Source organism: Agrobacterium sp. NPDC090273, from assembly GCF_044772305.1.
Classification (GTDB): domain Bacteria; phylum Pseudomonadota; class Alphaproteobacteria; order Rhizobiales; family Rhizobiaceae; genus Agrobacterium.
This window is the reverse complement of sequence record NZ_JBIVYN010000001.1, coordinates 1,271,315-1,289,259: the sequence shown is the minus strand read 5'-3', so window position 1 is coordinate 1,289,259 and position 17,945 is coordinate 1,271,315. Positions and strand designations below refer to the sequence as shown.

The following is a 17,945-nucleotide window of genomic DNA, read 5'->3' as shown; positions in this document are numbered from 1 at the left end:
TTCGACCGCCTGTCATCGGTGTTCCTGTCCTCGACCAACCATGAAGAAGACCAGCCGGTGCATCTTCAGGTGAAGGACATGGCGCTGCAGAAATCATCCGAGCACGATGTTTATGCCGGACCATCGACGCGTTATTGCCCGGCTGGCGTTTACGAATGGGTGGAGAAGGACGGCCAGGAAACCTACGTCATCAATGCGCAGAACTGCGTGCACTGTAAGACGTGTGACATCAAGGACCCCAACCAGAACATCAACTGGGTTCCGCCACAAGGCGGCGAAGGGCCGGTTTACGCCAACATGTAATGTTGGTACGGCCCCCCGCACGGACCGCCGTCAGCGGGAATGCCCGGCGAAGGGTCGGTATACGCCAACATGTAATGTTGGCCCGGCCTGTGCGCACCGCGCCTCGACATCAAAGAGCCCGTTCACAGGAATGTGGACGGGCTTTTTGCGGTGATTGCAGATTGCCCTTCAACGACTTACGTATAGGATACGCGCCGACGGGAGCCGCAAGGGTGGCGCGCTTGCGATATGGAGTGAAAGCATGGCCAGCTCCGAAAGGCTGAAGATCCGTTTGAACGACAAGGCAGGCCGGATTGCCGCTGTTGCGGCGGGCATCATGGTCACCCTGGCGATGACCAGCCATCACGCCGGTGCAGCAAGCTGCCGGACCGATGCCCTTGCGGGCATTGATTGGCGCGAATGCAACAAGAGATTGCTGATGCTGGGAGGCAGCAATCTCGACTCGGCAATGCTGTATGGCACTGACTTTACCTACACCGACCTTCGTGGCTCGACGTTGAAGGGCGCGAACTTGGAAAAGGCGAAGCTCATCCGTACGGCCTTGGGGGAAGCAAACCTGCAAGGCGCCAATCTGACGAAGGTGGAAGCCTATCGTAGCGATTTTACCTCGGCAGATGCTACCAACGCCAAGTTCGTCAACGCCGAAATGCAGCGGGCACAATTCGAAAAGGCCAAGCTTGATGGAGCCGACTTTACCAAAGCGGAACTCGGTCGCGCGGATTTCGAAGGTGCAAGCCTGCAAGGCGTGAAATTCACTCTGACGAACCTGTCGAGGGCGCGTTTCGAGGGCGCGACGCTTGGTGGACCGGTCGACTTTTCCAACGCCTTCCTGTTGCTGACAAGGATCGAAGGGGTAGACCTGTCTTCTGCAACCGGATTGGCGCAAAGCCAGATCGAACTGTCTTGCGGTAATGACAAGACGAAGCTGCCCGCCGGGCTGACCGTACCGTCTTCATGGCCGTGCGCGGAAGATCCCGAAGACGATTGATCGCCAAACGTCTGGACAAAGATAAGGCCCGTGTAACCTGCGTTACCACGGGCCTTCTGATGTCAGAAGCCTGAGAGCACGACCTTGCCCTTGGCCTTGTTGCTCTCGATCAGCGCATGCGCCTTGATCAGGTTTGCGGCATTGATCGTGCCCAGAACATCGGTCAGCGTCGTCTTGATCGTACCGGCGTCTACCAGTTTTGCGACGTGGTTGAGCAGCTTGTGCTGTTCGATCATGTCAACGGTCTGGAAGACGGCGCGGGCGAACATCATTTCCCAATGGATAGAAATGCATTTGCGCTTGAAAGGCATGACGTCGAAGCCGCCTGCCGGATCATCGATCAGCGCGTAGCGCCCCTGCGGCGCAATCACGGCGAGGCTGTCTGCAGCATGGACGTCGCTATGGGTTGTCGAAAAGACAAAAGCCGGAGCGCCGATGCCGAGCGCTTCCACTTGCTGGGCAATCGGTTTGCTGTGATCCACCACATGATGAGCGCCGAGTTCCTTGACCCAATCGATTGTCTCCGGGCGGGAAGCGGTTGCAATGACGGTCAGATCGGTGAGAGCGCGCAACAACTGGATGGCAATTGAGCCAACGCCGCCAGCGCCACCAATGACGAGGATGGCATTGGCCGCACCGGGAACGGCGTCCTTGACCCGCAAGCGGTCGAACAACGTCTCGTAGGCGGTAATGGCGGTCAGGGGCAGGGCGGCCGCTTCCTCGAATGAGAGCGTCTGCGGCTTGGCGCCAACGATACGCTCATCGACCAGATGAAACTCGCTGTTGGAGCCGGGGCGGTTGATGGCGCCGGCATAAAAAACGGCATCGCCCGCTTTGAACAATGTCACCTTTTCTCCGACGGCCTTGACGATGCCGGCAGCATCGAAGCCAAGCACACGGTATTCGTCGTTTTCCGGCGTCTGGCCGCGTCGAACCTTCGTGTCGACCGGATTGACGGAAACGGCCTTCACCTCAACCAGAATATCGTGCTCCTTGGCTTCAGGCACAGGCAAATCGATGTCGACGAGAGCATCCTGAGCGGTAATGGGCTGGGCTTTCTGGTAACCGATGGCACGCATGCAGATTCTCCTTTGCTTGTTTGCGTGCCACTTACTTGATACATATGAACCAAACTCGCAAGAATGCACATTTTTTGACGATACATACAAAAAGGATACTGTCATGTCCCGTCCGCGCGCCAAGCTCACCGGCAACTTCCCCGGATGTCCGGTTGAGTCGACCCTGAGTTTCCTCGATGGAAAATGGAAAGGCGTGATCCTTTATCACCTCACCAATTCCGGCACGTTGCGCTTCAACGAATTGCGTCGCCATATTCCGAGCGTCACCCAGCGCATGTTGACCAAACAGTTGCGGGAACTGGAAGAAGCAGGACTGATATCGCGCACGGTTTTCCCCGTTGTGCCGCCGCGCGTTGACTACGCGCTGACCCCGCTCGGGGAGAGCATGCGGCCGGTTATCTCGGCACTCAAAAGCTGGGGCGACACCCATGTCGTTTGCAAGAACGGTGAAAAATATACGCGCATGCCGGACGACACAGAAAAGGCGGCGTAAAAGCCAGCGCGCGCATTTGTGAGCAATGTTCCTCGGAAAAATAACGGGTGAAGACTGCGTCGTAGGCGTGTTGCAATGCAACACGTATTTGCCCCGATTGATGCATAATGCTGCGGCATCGATTCGCAAGCAGGGACATCACATCACATGAGCATCGGTTGGCTTGAGGCCGGATTTCTCGGTCTGTTGCAGGGATTGACGGAGTTTCTTCCCATTTCTTCGAGCGCGCATTTGCGCATTGCCGGGGAGTTTCTGCCCTCTGGCGCCGATCCTGGCGCAGCCTTTACGGCGATCACCCAGATCGGTACCGAATTGGCGGTTCTGGTCTATTTCTGGTCTGACATCATGCGGATCGCCACGGCCTGGTTGCGTCAGAACCTGCGGCTGGGAACTTACGACAAGTCCGATGCGCGCCTCGGCTGGTTGATTATCATCGGCTCCGTGCCGATCGTGCTTCTCGGCCTGCTGTTCAAGGATGCCATCGAGCATTCGCTGCGCAATCTCTACATCACCGCTGTCATGCTGATTGTGTTTGGTATCGTTCTTGGCATCGCCGACAAGATCGGTGCAAAGCGCTACAAGCTGAACCAGCTCATCTGGCGTGATGGCATTCTCTTTGGTTTCGCACAGGCCATGGCGCTCATCCCCGGTGTCTCCCGTTCGGGCGGCACGATCAGCGCCGGCCTGCTGCTTGGCTACACGCGTGAGGCCGCGGCACGATATTCGTTCCTGCTTGCTGTTCCCGCTGTCTTCGGCTCCGGTTTCTACCAGCTTTTCAAGAGTATCGGCGAAGACAATCCGGTGGGTTGGGGCCCGACGGCTCTGGCGACAGTCATCGCCTTTTTCGTCGGTTATGCCGTTATCGTTTTCTTCCTGCGACTTGTCTCGACGAAGAGCTACATGCCGTTCGTCTATTACCGCGTGGTGATCGGTGTCATCCTGCTTGGTCTTCTGGCCACAGGTGTTATCAACGCTGGCGGCTGATAGAGGCTTCAGATCTGCCAGTGCGCTTCTTCGGGCTGGCAGGATCGTTTCAAGGAGACTGGATCAGCCTGTCTTCGGGCTTCCGATCATAAAAATATCGAGATCGGAAACATTCGGCTCGATAAGGCTGAAACCCTGCTTCAGATAGTAGGGTGCCTTATCCGATGTGGCGCAGAGATAGCACGACGCATGTCCGCGCTTTTCCGCCTCCAGGCGACTTTCCAAAAGCAGCCGTGCCGCAATGCCCTGTCGTCTGAATTGAGGTTCGACCCAGAGCGCGGCAATCCACGGCGCGTATTGCGGGCGATCATCGTGATCGTTCTCGATCACCAGAACGGACCCTGCGTAGTCGCCGTTGTCGTGGGCGACGAGGGCGAAGGGAATGCCGTCGCTTGCCAGCATCGGTTCCAGATGCGCACGGTAATGTTCAACGGGAAGACCGCTATCTGTCCACCAGGCGTTCCAGCCACGATGGGCAACCGTATCCACAAAATGTGGATGATCTCTCAGGTTCGAAATTCTCATGGTTCCCCCCCCAATACCTGTCAGGCTGCATGCGAGCCCATCGCTTGAATCAGTTTTGCACTACGCTCTCGTAACTTTATGGAAACACGGATTTTTCGAGGGGCATCCTAAGATTGCCCGGTCGCGTGACTGCGACCGGGCTGCATTGCTTCTTTAAAGCAGCGTGCCGCTGAGAATGACCAGCGCGACGGAGAAGTAGATCACCAGTCCACTGACATCCACCAGCGTCGCCACGAAGGGCGCTGACGCGCTGGCAGGATCAAGCCGCAGGCGCTGCAGCACGAAGGGCAGCATGGAGCCTGCCAGCGAGCCGAAGGTCACGATACCGACGAGAGCGGCAAAGACGGTCGCGCCAACCAGCAGCCAGTGTTCGCCGTAATCATAGAAACCGGCCTGCTGCCAGACGGTCAATCGCAGGAAACCAATAGCGCCGAGAATGCAGCCGAGTGTCAGCCCGGTCGGGATTTCACGCAGTAAAACCCGCCACCAGTCCGACAGCTTCAACTCGCCAAGCGCTAGCGCCCGGATGATGAGCGAGGTCGCCTGCGAACCGGAATTGCCACCGGATGACATGATGAGCGGAATGAACAGCGTCAGCACGACGGCTTTTTCCAACTCACCCTCAAAGTGCTGCATGGCGCTTGCCGTCAGCATTTCTCCAAGGAAGAGGGCGGCAAGCCAGCCCGCACGTTTGCGGATCATATCCGGGAAGCCGATCGACATGTAGGGTTTGCCGAGTGCTTCCATGCCGCCGAACTTGTGCGCATCCTCCGTGGTATCGGCGATCATCGTGTCGATCACGTCGTCGACGGTTACGATGCCAAGCATGCGCGCATTCTCGTCCACGACGGGCAGGGCCAGAAGGTCGTGCTTGCGGATCAGTCGGGCGACATCTTCCTGCGACATCATCGGGTCGGCCGAAACGAGGCCTTCTCGTGAAGCGACCGAGAGGATCGACGCGTCCGGTTCTCCGGTCAGCAGCCGTCTCAGCGTCACCACTTTGGAAAGCGTCTTGTCCTTGGCCAACACATAGATGGCGTAGACCGTTTCACGCGACCGTTCGACGAAACGGATGTGCGAAAGGGTCTGCTCCACCGTCCAGTCGTCCGGTACACTGACGAATTCCGTGGTCATAATGGAACCGGCCGTGCGCGGCGGATACCCCATCAGGTGCTGGATGGAGAGCGCGGCTGCACGGTCCAGTCGGGCAAAAAGCCGGCCCCGTGGTCCGTCTTCCATCTCAGCCAGAATATCCGCGACACGGTCGTCGGACATCAGGTTAACGATGGGTGCTGCTTTTTCGACCGGAAAATGGGCGATGATCTCGGCGGCCTTGTGCAACTCCGGCCGGTCGAGAATGGCGACAGCCTTCGCCTGCGGCATGGCCAGTAGCGTGGTTGCGGCAGCAACAACATCGAGCGTGTTCAGTTGCTCGACGCGTTCTGCAATGGTGGATGGACCCGAGTTACCGCCGCGAAGGAGACGCGCGGCCTTGCTGGCCCTCTGGGAGAGGTTGTGGAAGTTCATGATTGCTCACCTTTCCGTCGATTCGCCGATCACGGCGAACGCGGTGGTGAGCCGACAGGAGTCGGATCAGTTCCCGTTCGCCGCTTTCGGCAAAGGCAATCGACTACTACTGTCGCTAGACATCCAATGATGCTCCGTTGAAATCCGCACGATGCTGCGTCACAGCATGCGCGTGGGGAGGTGGTGCGCCTGAAACCGAAAAGAGTCAAGCGCCCGATTGTAAAATTTCAGCAAGGTTGAAAGGCGGTTTCGCCGGGTGGCTGAAAAGCGGCGTTAAGCCGCTTTTTCACGACGCTCCACGGCCACGGAAACGAGGAAAACGCCAAGGCCGAGAAGTGACAGAACCGCGCCCACATAACCGGTCGAGGCATAACCGTAACCCATGGCAATCACCATGCCGCCCAGCCATGCACCAAGCGCGTTGGCGATGTTGAAGGCGGAGTGGTTGGACGCAGCCGCAAGCGTCTGCGCATCCGCAGCAACGTCCATCAACCGGGTCTGTACGGCCGGACATGCGGCAAAGCCGCAGCCGATCAGGAAGACACACAGGCACAGCATGAAAGGATCATGCGCCGTCATCCCAAAGAGCACCATCAGCACGACGTTAAAAGCGAGCATGCCACCGATCGTGCCGTTGAGCGAGATGTCGGCCAGCCGGGAGCCGACCACATTGCCGACATTCATGCCGATACCGAAGAGCGCCAGTACCATGGAGACGGTCGAGACCGGCATCATGGCAACGTCGGTCGTGGTCTTGGCGATATAGCTGAAGACCGCGAACATGCCGCCGAAACCCGTCGATGCAATCGCCAGCGTTAGCCAGACCTGCACACGCCGGAAGGCGCCGAGTTCGCGCCACAGGCTGGCGCCTTCCTCCACCTTGTCGCGCGGCTGGAAAAGCCACAGCAATGCGACGGTGAGGATACCAATGCCGCCAACCAGCATGAAGGCTGCGCGCCACGAGAAATGCTGACCGAAGAAGGTGGCAAGCGGCGTTCCAAGAAGGGTTGCTATGGTCAGGCCGAGCATGACCCGGCCAACAGCCCGCGCCCGCTTGTGGATGGGTGCCATCGAAGCGGCGACGAGAGCGGCAACACCGAAATAGGCGCCGTGTGGCAGGCCGGTGATGAAGCGCAGAATGGTGAAGCTGACAAAATCAGGCGCCATGGCGCTCAAAATGTTGCCGATGGCGAAGATGCTCATCAGTCCCAGCAGCAATGTGCGGCGCGTCATGCGGGCAGCAAGTATGGCAATGATCGGTGCACCAATAACGACGCCGAGCGCATAAGCGGTGATGACGTAACCGGCCTGCGGTACGCTGACGCCGTAGGTCGTGGCGACATCAGGCAGCAGACCCATGATCGCAAACTCGCCGGTACCAATGCCAAAACCGCCCGCGGCAAGGGCTAGCTCGATAAGTGCGATGGCCAGGGGCGGCAAGGCGGCGGCTGCTGCCGTCGTGCCAATGGTTTCACTCTCCGCTCCAAGGCGGACTTCAGACGTGTGCGGCTGACTCATGGCGACCTGAAAAGGGATATAAAGAACAGAAAAAAGGGCAAGGCTGTATGGGAAACAACCTGCCCTGACTGGAGATGCGCGGTCATGAAAATGACCTTAAGTATTTTCTAACATGGAATAGTGCATCGCGGTAGAGTTATTCGTGGCAAAAAATTTGCGTTCACGCGATGGTGTTTGGAACCTCATTGGAGGGCGGGCATTTATGCGCCTGTGCGAAGCCTCGGCAGAACCGGATAAGACATGAAGCTCGTTGCAATATTCAACCGCGATGGCGGTACCTTCCGCACCACCGACATGCAGGCTTTTTGTGAGTATAGCCGCGACGTTTTCACCAGAGCAGGCCATGAGATTGATTGCCGTCCGGTTGATGGCAAGGACATTCTGGCCGAACTCGAGCGTGCTGCAGACGAACCGGGCATCGATGGCATCATCGCAGGAGGCGGCGATGGAACAATCTCGGCTGCTGCCGGCATCGCCTGGGAGCACGGCATCGCGCTTGGTGTCGTGCCGGCCGGAACGATGAACCTTTTTGCGCGCTCGCTGAAACTACCGCTCGATATTCGTCAGGCTCTCGATGCGCTCGCATCGGGTGACATTGCCGAAGTGGATATCGCCAGTGCCAATGGCCGCCTGTTCGTGCACCAGTTTTCGGCTGGCCTGCATTCACGCATGGTTCGTTACCGCAACAATCTTGCCTTTGCCTCGCGTCTCGGCAAGATCAAGGCCAGCGTGCGTGCCGCGATCAGCGTCATCTTGAACCCGCCGGTCTTCGAGGTGGAGTTTACGGTAAATGGCGAAAAGCAGCTCAGCAAGGTTTCGGCCATCTCGGTGTCCAACAACGAGTTCGGTCGAAACTCGCTGTTGGTGGCAGATGACATTTCCGGCGGCCATCTTGGCTTCTACCTTACCGATCCGTTGCGGCCGGTGGGGGTTGCCAGGCTTGCTTTGGACATCATGCGCGGCAAGCTGAAGGAGAACGCTGCAGTAACCGCCATGACGGCAACATCGGTAGAGTTGCATTTCCCGAAGACACGGCACGACGTTCGCTGCGTGATCGACGGCGAACTCTTGCCGATGGAACGCGACGTCGCACTGAAGCTTCATGCCGGCGAGCTGAAGGTGCTGGTTGGACGCGAGTTCTTCACGCGTCCTTGACCGCTCATGTGTGATCTGTCTCCCGATGCGCTCGAGCTCTAGATCCGTGGCAGGTAGGTCCGGTAATCGAAATCGGAGACGGTGCGCAGGAAGGCAATCGCCTCCTTGCGCTTCGTGTCTGCATAAAGCTTGCGGTAACGGGCTCCGAAAATGCGCGCCATGATCGGGGAGGCGGCAAAGTCCTCGACAGCCGTCAGAAAATCATGCGTGAGACTGCGTTTCGCGGAACTTGCCTGCCCAGGCTCAGTTTCCGGGCCGGGGTCCAGCCGGTTCTCGAGGCCAAGAAGCATGCCGCCGAGTATGGCTGCCAGCAGCAGATGCGGATTGGCATCCGCGCCGGCGACGCGATGTTCAATGCGGGCGGCCGGGCCATTCGCATCGGGAATGCGCACTGCCGTGCCCCGGTGACCATAACCCCAGTCGATGTCTACAGGCGCAAACGAACCCGGCTGAAAGCGACGGTAGGAATTGGCAAAAGGCGCGAAGATCGCCTGGGCATCCCGCATGGTATTCAACAGCCCGGCACATACGGATTTCAATTGCACGGCTTCGCCGCCCGCCGCATCGAGAACGTTTCTCCCCTGGCTGTCGATGACGCTGACATGCACATGCAGGCCCGACCCGGCCTGATCGGAATAGGGCTTGGCCATGCAGGTGGATTTCAGGCCGTGACGCCTGGCTGCATGATCTGCGAGGCGCTTGAGATAGATACAATCGTCGGCAGCCGCCAGTGCGTCGGCACGGTGCAGCAGATTGACTTCAAACTGGCCGGGACCGAATTCGGCAGTTGTCGCATCGGCGGGAAGGCCCTGTATCTTCGCCCAGTCATTCAGAGTCTGCAGAAAGCCGTCCATGGCATCGGTCGCACCCATGTCGTAAAGCTGCGCACCAGTTGCCTCGCCACGATAGGCAAGGCTTGCAGGTGGTCGGGGTTTGCCCGTTTCACGCCAGTCTCTCTCCACCAGATAAAACTCGAGTTCGGTTGCCACGACCGGCGTCAGCCCGAGTTCGGCGTAACGTGTCAGTACATTGGCAAGAATGGCACGAGGGTCCATGAAGCTCGGGCTGCCATCCATTTCGTGCATCGTGGCCAGAACCTGCTGCGATCCGTCCGGTGCCCATGGCATCGGGGTTAGGCTGCGTTGGTCCGCGACGCAAAGACCGTCCGGATCGCCGATCGTCAGGGACAGCCCGGTGAGATCATCATTGTCATCGCCCCAGATGTCGAGCGACTGCGTCGATGAAGGTAGCCTGACCGCACCATCCCAGATTTTCTGTTCCTTGCCGGGCGGGATGCGTTTGCCGCGAAGATCCCCATTCATGCCCACCAGAAGAATTTCCGTGCGTGGTTGCTGATCGCTCGGGGTGCGGATGTCCGACAGGGATTTCGAGGTCATGACTGGCTTTCCGGTTGTTTTCGGCTGCAACGATAAGTCGAAACGGCGAGCCTTGCCAAATCGAATCTGCCCGGCCATGTTCCTTTGCGGCGCGTCTTTCTCATCGGTTGGCGCCTAATCGGGAGTGTGATCTGTCATGAATGAAATCACCAAAGGGATTTCCAATCTCGCGGCCATCGATGCCGCGCACCACCTTCATCCCTTTTCCGACATGGGCAAGCTCAATGCGGCCGGAACCCGCATCATCGAACGGGCCGAAGGCGTTTTCATCTATGACAGCACCGGAAAGAAATATCTCGATGCCTTCGCCGGGCTTTGGTGTGTGAACATCGGTTACGGTCGCAAGGAAATCGCCGATGCCGTATCGCGGCAGATGAACGAGTTGCCCTATTACAACGCGTTCTTTGGCACGACCACGCCGCCCGCGACATTGCTGGCGCAGAAGATTGCGTCCCGCGCCGGACCCAGGATGAATCATGTGTTCTTTACCAATTCCGGTTCCGAAGCGACGGACACCTGGTTCCGGATGGCGCGTGTCTACTGGAAAGCGCTTGGCCATCCCTCTAAGACGAAAATCATTGCCCGCAGAAACGGTTATCATGGCTCTACGGTCGCAGGCGCCTCGCTTGGCGGCATGAAATGGATGCATGAGCAGGGCAATCTGCCGATCGAAGGCATCGCGCATATCGGTCAGCCCTATTGGTATGCGGAGGGTGGCGATCTTTCTCCCGCCGAGTTCGGTCTCAAGGTCGCGCGTGAACTTGATGCCAAAATCGATGAGCTGGGCGAAGAAAATGTTGCCGCTTTCGTAGCCGAACCGATCCAGGGGGCAGGCGGTGTGATCGTGCCGCCGGAAACCTACTGGCCGGAGATTGCCCGCATCTGCAAGGCACGTAACATCCTGCTCGTCTCCGATGAGGTGATCTGCGGTTTCGGACGGCTGGGCTCATGGTTCGGCTACCAGCATTTTGGTGTCGAACCGGATTTGGCGCCAGTCGCAAAGGGATTGTCATCAGGTTATCTGCCGATCGGTGGCGTTCTGGTATCCGATCGCGTCGCGGAGGTCATGCTGAATGACGTCGGTGATTTCAATCACGGCTTTACTTATTCCGGACATCCGGTCTGCGCGGCTGCCGCACTGGAAAACCTCAGAATCATCGAGGACGAAGGTCTGGTGGAACGCGTGCGCGACGATATCGGGCCCTATTTTGCAGAAGGTTGGAAAAGCCTTGCCGATCATGAGGTTGTGGGTGAGGCGGTCAATGTCGGCCTGATGGGCGGCCTGCAGCTTGCCGTGGACAAGACGACGCGCAGGCGCTACGCGAAACCTGATGACGTCGGCACCGAGGTTCGCAATCATTGCCTGGCAAACGGCCTTGTTATGCGCGCCACCGGCGACCGTATGCTGGCCTCTCCAGCATTGACGATCAACCGGTCCGAAGTCGATCAGATGATGGAAACTCTGCGCAAGGGGCTGGACCACTTGCGCGACACTGTGAAGGAATAGATCGATGGCCGGACAGGAACACCATTATAGCGTCAAGGTGACGTGGACGGGCAATCGTGGCACGGGAACGACCGGCTATCGCGACTATGACAGGGATCATACACTCTCCGCTGAGGGCAAGCCGGATATTGCCGGTTCTTCCGATCCCGCGTTCCGCGGCGATTCCGCCCGCTGGAATCCCGAAGAACTGCTGGTTGGCTCGCTCTCTGCCTGCCATAAGCTCTGGTATCTGCACTTCTGCGCCGTATCGGGCGTTGTCGTCAGCGATTATGTCGACAGTGCCGAGGGTACCATGGTCATGGAAAAAGATGGCGCCGGACATTTCAGTGAGGTCGTGCTGAAGCCGGTGGTGACGATCACAAAAGGCGACCCTGCCGTTGCACAGGAACTGCATGAAGACGCGCATGACAAATGCTTCATCGCGCGATCGGTCAATTTCCCCGTTCGCATAGAAGCAACAGTGAAAACGGCCTGAGGCCGATCAGTCAGGTCAATTGATAACGCCCGCGCGGCTTCGTGCGGGCGTCATGATGAGTTTATTGGAAAGCCGTCTCGTAGAAGCTTCTGAGCTTACGGGAATGCAGGGTTTCCTTCTGCATGGCTGCAAGCTTTTGCACGGCGCGAATACCGATCTGCAAATGCTGGGCAACCTGCGTCCGGTAAAACTCGGTCGCCATGCCCGGCAGTTTCAGTTCGCCATGCAATGGCTTGTCTGAAACGCAGAGCAGGGTGCCGTAGGGCACGCGGAAACGGAAGCCATTTGCAGCGATGGTTGCCGATTCCATGTCGAGTGCAATGGCGCGCGACTGAGACAGGCGCTTGACCGGGCCAGCCTGGTCGCGAAGCTCCCAGTTGCGGTTGTCGATGGTCGCCACGGTGCCGGTGCGCATGATGCGCTTTAGCTCGAAACCTTCGTAACCGGTCACTTCCGCAACAGCACCTTCCAGAGCAAGCTGTACTTCCGCAAGTGCCGGGATCGGCACCCACACCGGCAGGTCATCGTCCAGCACGTGATCTTCACGCACATAGGCATGGGCAAGAACATAATCGCCAAGACGCTGGCTGTTGCGAAGACCGGCGCAATGGCCAACCATCAGCCAGGCGTGCGGACGCAAGACAGCAATGTGGTCGGTAATCGTCTTGGCGTTGGATGGGCCGACGCCGATATTGACCAGGGTGATCCCTGCATGGCCCTTCTTCTTCAGGTGGTAGGCGGGCATCTGCGGCAGACGCCCCAGCGTCATGTCGGTTTCAGGCTTGTCGGACCCCGCATGGGTGACGATATTGCCCGGCTCGACGAACTCCGTGTAGCCTTCGCCTCCATCCCGCATCAACTTGCGGGCCCAGGCAGCGAATTCGTCGATGTAGAACTGATAGTTCGTAAAAAGCACGAAATTCTGGAAATGACTGGCGCTTGTCGCCGTGTAGTGACTAAGGCGCGCCAGAGAGTAATCGATGCGCTGCGCGGTGAATGGCGCAAGCGGTGCGGGTTCACCCGGTACCTGATCATATTCGCCGTTGGCAATCAGGTCATCGGTATTGTTGAGGTCCGGCGTGTCGAAAAGATCGCGCAACGGCACATCCGACAACGAAGACGCCGCAGAAGCCTCGACATGGGCACCCTCGCCAAATGCGAAGTGCAGCGGAATGGGAGTGGCCGATTCCGAGATCGTCACTGGAACGCCGTGGTTCTTGATCAGAAGGCCAAGCTGCTCTTTCAGATAGTGCCGGAAAAGCTGCGGGCGGGTAATGGTCGTGGTGTAGACGCCGGGGGCGGTGACATGACCGTAGGACAGGCGTGAATCCACATGGCCGAAACTTGACGTTTCGATGGACGCTTGCGGATAGCATGCGCGGTAGCGACCCTCGATGGGGGCTCCCTGCGCCAGATCCGTGAAGGATTTGATGAGAAAATTCGTGTTGCGCTCATAAAGCGCTGTCAACGCCTCGACAGCCTCCTTCGGGTCCGTGAACGTCTGTGGCGCATACGGCTCTGGTGTGATGAAGGAGAGGGGCGGAATCGTGTGCTTTGCTATCGTCATGGCTCATTATAGGGAGCCAATTTTCACAGGCAAGCGACAGAAATACGAAGAAACTGAAAAGAAACGGAAAACCTGACGGAGCCTGTCGGCCAGACGAAGTATTCAGCCGAGAGCACCGCGCTGCAGGCTCATCAGCAGCACGAAGCCTGCACCCCTGGAGGCGGGGCGCGGGTCAGACTTGTACACTGCAAGACCGGCCACCGGTCCAAGGAAGATCGAAGCGACGAGCGCGAGCCTGATGGCGGAAAAGAGCGTGCTGGAAAAGCTGTTGGTCATTGTCTTCGCCTTTACAATACGACGGGGCAGCTTGAAGCAGGAATGGGGCTCTGCTGGCAGGCAAGTGCTGCACCGGCATTCACCCGTTGGAAACTGCGGTTCGGATTGACGACGAGCGAGGCAAAGGACATGGCAAAAATTGCCATGAGCAGCACGATGATTGTAAGGCGGCGTATCAGCTTGGCCATGTCCATTCCCCTTATTGGAGTTGATAGACAGAGTTTTGCCATAGTTGGACTGAACCGATGCTGAGAACCCGGTTCATATGGCATTCAGGGAGGTTAATAGGGCCTTTCCCCATTCTGGGCCGTTAAAAGATGCAGGGATCGTCGCCCCTGCGATCCCATTATGTCAGTGAGGTCTCTGCACGAGCGGTTATTTCGCTGATGAAATCAGCAATCGCCTCGGGGTCTGTGGCATCGACGACCCGCAAGCCATGCTCCTGCGCGGCGGCAAACATTTCGGTGTTTTCCCTGAGGGATCGCTCGATGAAAGCGTCGATCAATTGCCGTCGATCGGCGTTACCATCATCATAAGCGGCTTCGCGGCGCATTCTCTTCAACAGCAACTCGTTCTCGGCATGGAGAAAAATTCCGGCAACGCTGCGACCGATCAGTGGCGATATATATTCAGGTCGCAAGGCCGCACCCTCGAAAACCGTGAGTTCGCCCGTGCCAGCCCGCTTGTCGAGCAGGCTTTGGATGAGCGGCCAGATATTCTGATGATGGACCCGAAGGAACCAGCGGATCGTTTCGGGTGAAAGGCTCTTATAATATTCTTCGACAGGCCCGGGGATGGCTGGCCACGGTCGGCCGGGATGGCGGGCAAGGCTATCGGTGGAAATGGTCTCGCAGCGCAGCTTTGCGCTCAACTGCTTCGCTAATGTTGTTTTGCCGACATGCGAGGTACCCGAAATCAGAATTGTCGAAAGGGTCACGCGCATGTTTCTGCCTCAGTCTTGGTCGGCACGGCGCAACGATACATAACGGGATAAAAGGGGTCTACCCTCTCGCCATGCGTTGCGCCCGCCGTCTGTTTTTAGAGGCGTGTCCAGGTCTGTGACTTGCACAGCACTTTCAGCACACAGCCCTTCATGCTGAGCGAATTGCCTGAAACGGTGCCAGAGCCACTATAGGTCTTGTCATTGGCCGGATCGGTAATGTCGCCGGAATAGCTATTGCCGGTGCCGCTCATCTTGCCGATCTGTTTTCCAGCGTGCTTGCCGGTCTTCAGCGTCACGCAGAACGCCGAACCGCAAGGAGCAATGGCGGCGGTTTCGCCGCTGGCGGTTTTCCAGTTGCCTTCAATGGCCTCGCCGGCAAGGGCAGAACCGCCCAGGATGACAAGCGCTGCGGCCAAAATCGTCATTCTCTTCATATGGACCTCCCAATCCAGTGTGCTGAAGTCGGTCATACCTTGCGCTTCAGCACACGCATCTCCTCATGCGAGTGAAGAGATTTATAATTAACGTGAACGTAAAAGGAAATATCTTTGCCGCGGATTTTCATGTTTTTCCGCAGAAGAGAGACGGGAAGAGCGTTGGCTTCAGAAACGACGTTTGGCGCATGGTTTAAAAAGGGTTGAATTCCATTCGTAAAGCTTTCGTAAAAATGCGCAGAAAGTCCTTAATTTCCGGGCCTCGGCATATTTAACAAAAACCCAACTTTACCAATCGTTTGGACTTTGTTTGCGGCCCATTAATCATGCCTTTTAAGCGCCCGTTGAAGGCCCGCTGTCATATTGGGGTCATCGAAAGCGCAGGGAAAACCTGCCAGCTGGAAGGACGAAAAAAGCCGCAGAAGACGGTGGGTCCGGAAGGCAAAACGCCCGCTTAGAGGCGAAGAAGACAGAACCAACGCAGGTTACGAAACAGGGATAAGAACAATGGCACGCTTTGAAATTCGCGACATCGAAATGGCGCTTGCCTCCGGCGAAAGCCGCGTCGAAACTCTTTGCAATCTCGGTCTGGTCTATGCGACCGGCCGGGGCGGCAAGGTGGATCTGGTTGCGGCTCACAAGTGGCTCAACATTGCCGCCATTCGCGGTTCGGAACGGGCGGCTTCATTGCGCGCCGATCTGGCCCGCAACATGAGCAAGGCGGAGCTCGCCGAAGCACTGCGTGCCGCACGCGAATGGATGACCGTTCACTGACAATACCGCGCTAAAGTCGGCTGGTTATCTCAGGCCGATCTGGAACAGAACAACGATTGCCTTCATTTTCCGGCCACGGTTCCTCCAGTCCCGTTACCCGGTATAAACGAAAGTCAAACCCGAAGGGGAATGCGGCGAGGGCTTCCAGGGAGGAGGCTTTTGCGCTGACACATCGAACCGCGACCAGCAGAAACAAGGCTGGCGCGGTTCTTTTATATTTGGGTTGAAGCTGGCGGAAAAAACGATTCCGCCCCAGCGCGTTACGCCGGCCCGTTGAATCGTTTTCCGATCATTCTCAACCGAGCGTTTTCAGCACTTTCGGCAATGCCTGTTCGAAAAGGTCAAGCTTGTCGGCTGTCCCGGCGCTGACGCGGATGCAGCGGTTCAGTGGTTCGACGCCCGGCATACGAATGAACACGCCGTGCTCCATGAGACCATCGACAATGCCACGCGCGTAAGCGCCGTCACGATGGCAGTCGATCGTCACAAAATTGGTCGCAGAGGGGAGTGGCGACAACCCATTGTCGCGGGCGATCTGAGAGATACGATCGCGCGCAGCAGAGATTTTACCGACCACTTCGTGCAGATATTCCTGATCCTTCAAGGCTGCCAATGCAGCGGCAACGGAGACGCGCGCCATGCCGAAGTGGTTGCGGATCTTGTCGAACGCCTGAACATTTCCCAGCGTGCCGATAGCATAACCAACACGCGCGCCGGCAAGGCCATAAGCCTTCGAGAAGGTACGCATGCGCAATACGTTAGGTTTGCCGATCAGGGCATCGATCGCAGGTACGGCGCTTGCCGGTGCGGTTTCGCAATAGGCTTCATCCAGAATGAGAAGGCAGGTTTCCGGCAATGCGCGGGCAAAAGCCACGACCTCGCCTGCTTCCCACCAGCTTCCCATCGGGTTGTCGGGATTGGCGAAATAAACCAGCGGCGCGTTTTCCTTAATGACGAGATCGAGCAACCCATCGAGGTTTTCGTGGTCGTCAACATAGGGCGTTGTTACCAGCTTCCCGCCGAACCCGTTCACATGGTAGTTGAAAGTCGGATATCCGCCGAAAGACGTCACAACGGGCGTACCCGGTTCGACGATCAGGCGGGCAATTTCACCCAGAAGCCCGTCCACGCCGCCGCCGATCGCGACGTTATCGCGAGAAATGCCATGGTGAATGGCAAGCGCTTCCTTGAGTTCAAAGTTTTCCGGATCGCTATACATCCATGTGTCGACTGCTGCGTCCCGCATCGCCAGCAATACGGATGGAGCCGGGCCGAAACCGCTCTCGTTTGCACCAATGCGTGCTTTGACCTCAAGACCCCGATTGCGCTCGATGGCTTCCGGACCAACGAAAGGTACGGTGGAGGGAAGAGAAGCGGCGAGAGGCGTAAGGCGCGAAAAAGCGGACATTGCAGAAATTTCCAGTACCTGTTGAGAAAATCGGCCACACAATAGGTCGAAAAACCGAGTGCGCAAGGCGCGCTTGGCGCTGCGAAGGCTGTTTTGGAACAGATTTCTTCGCGTGTGGAGACGCGCGCAAAATCATACCGTCATTGTCAGGCGCTGGTTTCGAAGCTCAGTCTGCGCACATGATGCAGGAATTCCGCATCGATCAGCATGTTGAAGCCGACTGTGGCCATTTCTTCTTCACGACGGATCAGCGTGCAGCCGATCTCGTCGCGAATGCCAAGGATTTCGAGATAGAAATTGACCGGCATTTCCAGATGCGGGCTGACCTCGATTTCCGCGCCATAGAGAGAAATGGTGCGGACAAGGCAGCGCATTGTATTCTTGGCGCTCAGATGATGGCCGATAAAGGTGATCTTGCCGGGGCGGTCAATCTGGAATTTCTCATACATCTCGTCCGGAGCGACGCTTCGGTGTGGATCGATATTCATGGCCATCACAACCTCCCAGGCTGTTTTCTTCTTGTTTCCATTTTAGATCATCTTCCTTGCCGGGAACTGAACGAAATACATTCAATTGATTTGACCGCGATCTC

The 17,945-nt window shown here is 57.6% G+C and carries 20 protein-coding genes; 8 read left to right on the top strand and 12 right to left on the bottom strand.

The genetic code is table 11. From position 1 onward, the window contains the following. On the top strand, nucleotides 1-303 hold a 303-nt coding region (locus tag ACIQT8_RS06410), incomplete at its 5' end, for a 4Fe-4S dicluster domain-containing protein (RefSeq protein ID WP_400964314.1). A 241-nt stretch (nucleotides 304-544) separates the two neighbouring features. Further along, nucleotides 545-1,291, top strand: a complete 747-nt coding sequence (locus ACIQT8_RS06405) for a pentapeptide repeat-containing protein (RefSeq protein ID WP_400964312.1) — start codon at nucleotides 545-547, stop codon at nucleotides 1,289-1,291. Between the two features lie 62 nt (nucleotides 1,292-1,353). Here ACIQT8_RS06405 and ACIQT8_RS06400 read toward each other — a convergent pair whose 3' ends face one another. Next, the gene (locus ACIQT8_RS06400; protein WP_400964310.1) at nucleotides 1,354-2,370 is read right to left on the bottom strand and encodes a zinc-binding alcohol dehydrogenase family protein; all 1,017 of its coding nucleotides are present in this window, start codon (nucleotides 2,368-2,370) and stop codon (nucleotides 1,354-1,356) included. A gap of 103 nt (nucleotides 2,371-2,473) precedes the next feature. On the opposite strand from ACIQT8_RS06400, the gene ACIQT8_RS06395 reads away from it, so the two are divergent. After that, nucleotides 2,474-2,863, top strand: coding sequence for a helix-turn-helix domain-containing protein (locus ACIQT8_RS06395; RefSeq protein ID WP_138795785.1), 390 nt, complete (start codon nucleotides 2,474-2,476; stop codon nucleotides 2,861-2,863). 147 nt (nucleotides 2,864-3,010) lie between these two features. Then, nucleotides 3,011-3,847, top strand: a complete 837-nt coding sequence (locus ACIQT8_RS06390) for an undecaprenyl-diphosphate phosphatase (RefSeq protein ID WP_138795784.1) — start codon at nucleotides 3,011-3,013, stop codon at nucleotides 3,845-3,847. Nucleotides 3,848-3,910: 63 nt separating this feature from the next. Here ACIQT8_RS06390 and ACIQT8_RS06385 read toward each other — a convergent pair whose 3' ends face one another. The 3 genes from ACIQT8_RS06385 to ACIQT8_RS06375 form a co-directional block, all read right to left on the bottom strand. Next, nucleotides 3,911-4,372, bottom strand: coding sequence for a GNAT family N-acetyltransferase (locus tag ACIQT8_RS06385; RefSeq protein ID WP_400964307.1), 462 nt, complete (start codon nucleotides 4,370-4,372; stop codon nucleotides 3,911-3,913). Nucleotides 4,373-4,525: 153 nt separating this feature from the next. Next, nucleotides 4,526-5,899 (bottom strand): magnesium transporter, encoded by a 1,374-nt coding sequence (mgtE, locus tag ACIQT8_RS06380; RefSeq protein ID WP_138795782.1) that lies wholly within the window; start codon nucleotides 5,897-5,899, stop codon nucleotides 4,526-4,528. A 273-nt stretch (nucleotides 5,900-6,172) separates the two neighbouring features. Then, nucleotides 6,173-7,417 (bottom strand): MFS transporter, encoded by a 1,245-nt coding sequence (locus ACIQT8_RS06375; RefSeq protein ID WP_400964304.1) that lies wholly within the window; start codon nucleotides 7,415-7,417, stop codon nucleotides 6,173-6,175. A 240-nt stretch (nucleotides 7,418-7,657) separates the two neighbouring features. Between ACIQT8_RS06375 and ACIQT8_RS06370 the strand changes: the two genes are divergently transcribed. Beyond that, a complete protein-coding gene (locus tag ACIQT8_RS06370) occupies nucleotides 7,658-8,572 on the top strand; it encodes a diacylglycerol/lipid kinase family protein (RefSeq protein WP_400964303.1) in 915 nt (304 codons plus the stop codon). 38 nt (nucleotides 8,573-8,610) lie between these two features. On the opposite strand, the gene ACIQT8_RS06365 is transcribed toward ACIQT8_RS06370, so the two are convergent. Further along, a complete protein-coding gene (locus ACIQT8_RS06365; RefSeq protein WP_400964301.1) occupies nucleotides 8,611-9,969 on the bottom strand; it encodes a glutamine synthetase family protein in 1,359 nt (452 codons plus the stop codon). 136 nt (nucleotides 9,970-10,105) lie between these two features. Between ACIQT8_RS06365 and ACIQT8_RS06360 the strand changes: the two genes are divergently transcribed. Both ACIQT8_RS06360 and ACIQT8_RS06355 read left to right on the top strand, forming a co-directional pair. After that, nucleotides 10,106-11,476, top strand: a complete 1,371-nt coding sequence (locus tag ACIQT8_RS06360; RefSeq protein WP_400964299.1) for an aspartate aminotransferase family protein — start codon at nucleotides 10,106-10,108, stop codon at nucleotides 11,474-11,476. A gap of 4 nt (nucleotides 11,477-11,480) precedes the next feature. Then, a complete protein-coding gene (locus ACIQT8_RS06355; RefSeq protein ID WP_262525085.1) occupies nucleotides 11,481-11,951 on the top strand; it encodes an OsmC family protein in 471 nt (156 codons plus the stop codon). A gap of 61 nt (nucleotides 11,952-12,012) precedes the next feature. Here ACIQT8_RS06355 and amn read toward each other — a convergent pair whose 3' ends face one another. The 5 genes from amn to ACIQT8_RS06330 form a co-directional block, all read right to left on the bottom strand. Next, on the bottom strand, nucleotides 12,013-13,518 hold the full coding sequence (amn, locus tag ACIQT8_RS06350) for an AMP nucleosidase (protein ID WP_138795776.1): 1,506 nt from the start codon (nucleotides 13,516-13,518) through the stop codon (nucleotides 12,013-12,015). Nucleotides 13,519-13,620: 102 nt separating this feature from the next. Beyond that, on the bottom strand, nucleotides 13,621-13,794 hold the full coding sequence (locus tag ACIQT8_RS06345) for a hypothetical protein (protein WP_400964297.1): 174 nt from the start codon (nucleotides 13,792-13,794) through the stop codon (nucleotides 13,621-13,623). A gap of 11 nt (nucleotides 13,795-13,805) precedes the next feature. Then, nucleotides 13,806-13,988: a hypothetical protein gene (locus ACIQT8_RS06340; RefSeq protein ID WP_400964295.1), complete on the bottom strand. Its 183-nt coding sequence runs from the start codon at nucleotides 13,986-13,988 to the stop codon at nucleotides 13,806-13,808. Nucleotides 13,989-14,140: 152 nt separating this feature from the next. Next, entirely contained in the window at nucleotides 14,141-14,737 is a 597-nt protein-coding gene (locus tag ACIQT8_RS06335) for an AAA family ATPase (RefSeq protein WP_400964293.1), read from the bottom strand. A gap of 95 nt (nucleotides 14,738-14,832) precedes the next feature. After that, a complete protein-coding gene (locus tag ACIQT8_RS06330; protein WP_400964291.1) occupies nucleotides 14,833-15,171 on the bottom strand; it encodes a DUF2147 domain-containing protein in 339 nt (112 codons plus the stop codon). Nucleotides 15,172-15,678: 507 nt separating this feature from the next. Here ACIQT8_RS06330 and ACIQT8_RS06325 point away from each other — a divergent pair. Next, the gene (locus tag ACIQT8_RS06325) at nucleotides 15,679-15,945 is read left to right on the top strand and encodes a sel1 repeat family protein (protein ID WP_138795772.1); all 267 of its coding nucleotides are present in this window, start codon (nucleotides 15,679-15,681) and stop codon (nucleotides 15,943-15,945) included. A gap of 295 nt (nucleotides 15,946-16,240) precedes the next feature. On the opposite strand, the gene ACIQT8_RS06320 is transcribed toward ACIQT8_RS06325, so the two are convergent. Continuing rightward, complete coding sequence (locus tag ACIQT8_RS06320; RefSeq protein WP_400964289.1) at nucleotides 16,241-17,353, bottom strand: pyridoxal phosphate-dependent aminotransferase; 1,113 nt, start codon at nucleotides 17,351-17,353, stop codon at nucleotides 16,241-16,243. Between the two features lie 146 nt (nucleotides 17,354-17,499). Next, nucleotides 17,500-17,847, bottom strand: a complete 348-nt coding sequence (locus ACIQT8_RS06315; protein ID WP_262525093.1) for a hypothetical protein — start codon at nucleotides 17,845-17,847, stop codon at nucleotides 17,500-17,502. Between the last annotated feature and the right edge of the window lie 98 nt (nucleotides 17,848-17,945).

Coding starts and splice junctions, on each gene's coding strand:
- ACIQT8_RS06405 (WP_400964312.1), top strand. CDS start 545: ATGGCCAGCTCCGAAAGGCTGAAGATCCGTTTGAACGACAAGGCAGGC.
- ACIQT8_RS06400 (WP_400964310.1), bottom strand. CDS start 2,370: ATGCGTGCCATCGGTTACCAGAAAGCCCAGCCCATTACCGCTCAGGAT.
- ACIQT8_RS06395 (WP_138795785.1), top strand. CDS start 2,474: ATGTCCCGTCCGCGCGCCAAGCTCACCGGCAACTTCCCCGGATGTCCG.
- ACIQT8_RS06390 (WP_138795784.1), top strand. CDS start 3,011: ATGAGCATCGGTTGGCTTGAGGCCGGATTTCTCGGTCTGTTGCAGGGA.
- ACIQT8_RS06385 (WP_400964307.1), bottom strand. CDS start 4,372: ATGAGAATTTCGAACCTGAGAGATCATCCACATTTTGTGGATACGGTT.
- mgtE (WP_138795782.1), bottom strand. CDS start 5,899: ATGAACTTCCACAACCTCTCCCAGAGGGCCAGCAAGGCCGCGCGTCTC.
- ACIQT8_RS06375 (WP_400964304.1), bottom strand. CDS start 7,417: ATGAGTCAGCCGCACACGTCTGAAGTCCGCCTTGGAGCGGAGAGTGAA.
- ACIQT8_RS06370 (WP_400964303.1), top strand. CDS start 7,658: ATGAAGCTCGTTGCAATATTCAACCGCGATGGCGGTACCTTCCGCACC.
- ACIQT8_RS06365 (WP_400964301.1), bottom strand. CDS start 9,969: ATGACCTCGAAATCCCTGTCGGACATCCGCACCCCGAGCGATCAGCAA.
- ACIQT8_RS06360 (WP_400964299.1), top strand. CDS start 10,106: ATGAATGAAATCACCAAAGGGATTTCCAATCTCGCGGCCATCGATGCC.
- ACIQT8_RS06355 (WP_262525085.1), top strand. CDS start 11,481: ATGGCCGGACAGGAACACCATTATAGCGTCAAGGTGACGTGGACGGGC.
- amn (WP_138795776.1), bottom strand. CDS start 13,518: ATGACGATAGCAAAGCACACGATTCCGCCCCTCTCCTTCATCACACCA.
- ACIQT8_RS06345 (WP_400964297.1), bottom strand. CDS start 13,794: ATGACCAACAGCTTTTCCAGCACGCTCTTTTCCGCCATCAGGCTCGCG.
- ACIQT8_RS06340 (WP_400964295.1), bottom strand. CDS start 13,988: ATGGACATGGCCAAGCTGATACGCCGCCTTACAATCATCGTGCTGCTC.
- ACIQT8_RS06335 (WP_400964293.1), bottom strand. CDS start 14,737: ATGCGCGTGACCCTTTCGACAATTCTGATTTCGGGTACCTCGCATGTC.
- ACIQT8_RS06330 (WP_400964291.1), bottom strand. CDS start 15,171: ATGAAGAGAATGACGATTTTGGCCGCAGCGCTTGTCATCCTGGGCGGT.
- ACIQT8_RS06325 (WP_138795772.1), top strand. CDS start 15,679: ATGGCACGCTTTGAAATTCGCGACATCGAAATGGCGCTTGCCTCCGGC.
- ACIQT8_RS06320 (WP_400964289.1), bottom strand. CDS start 17,353: ATGTCCGCTTTTTCGCGCCTTACGCCTCTCGCCGCTTCTCTTCCCTCC.
- ACIQT8_RS06315 (WP_262525093.1), bottom strand. CDS start 17,847: ATGGCCATGAATATCGATCCACACCGAAGCGTCGCTCCGGACGAGATG.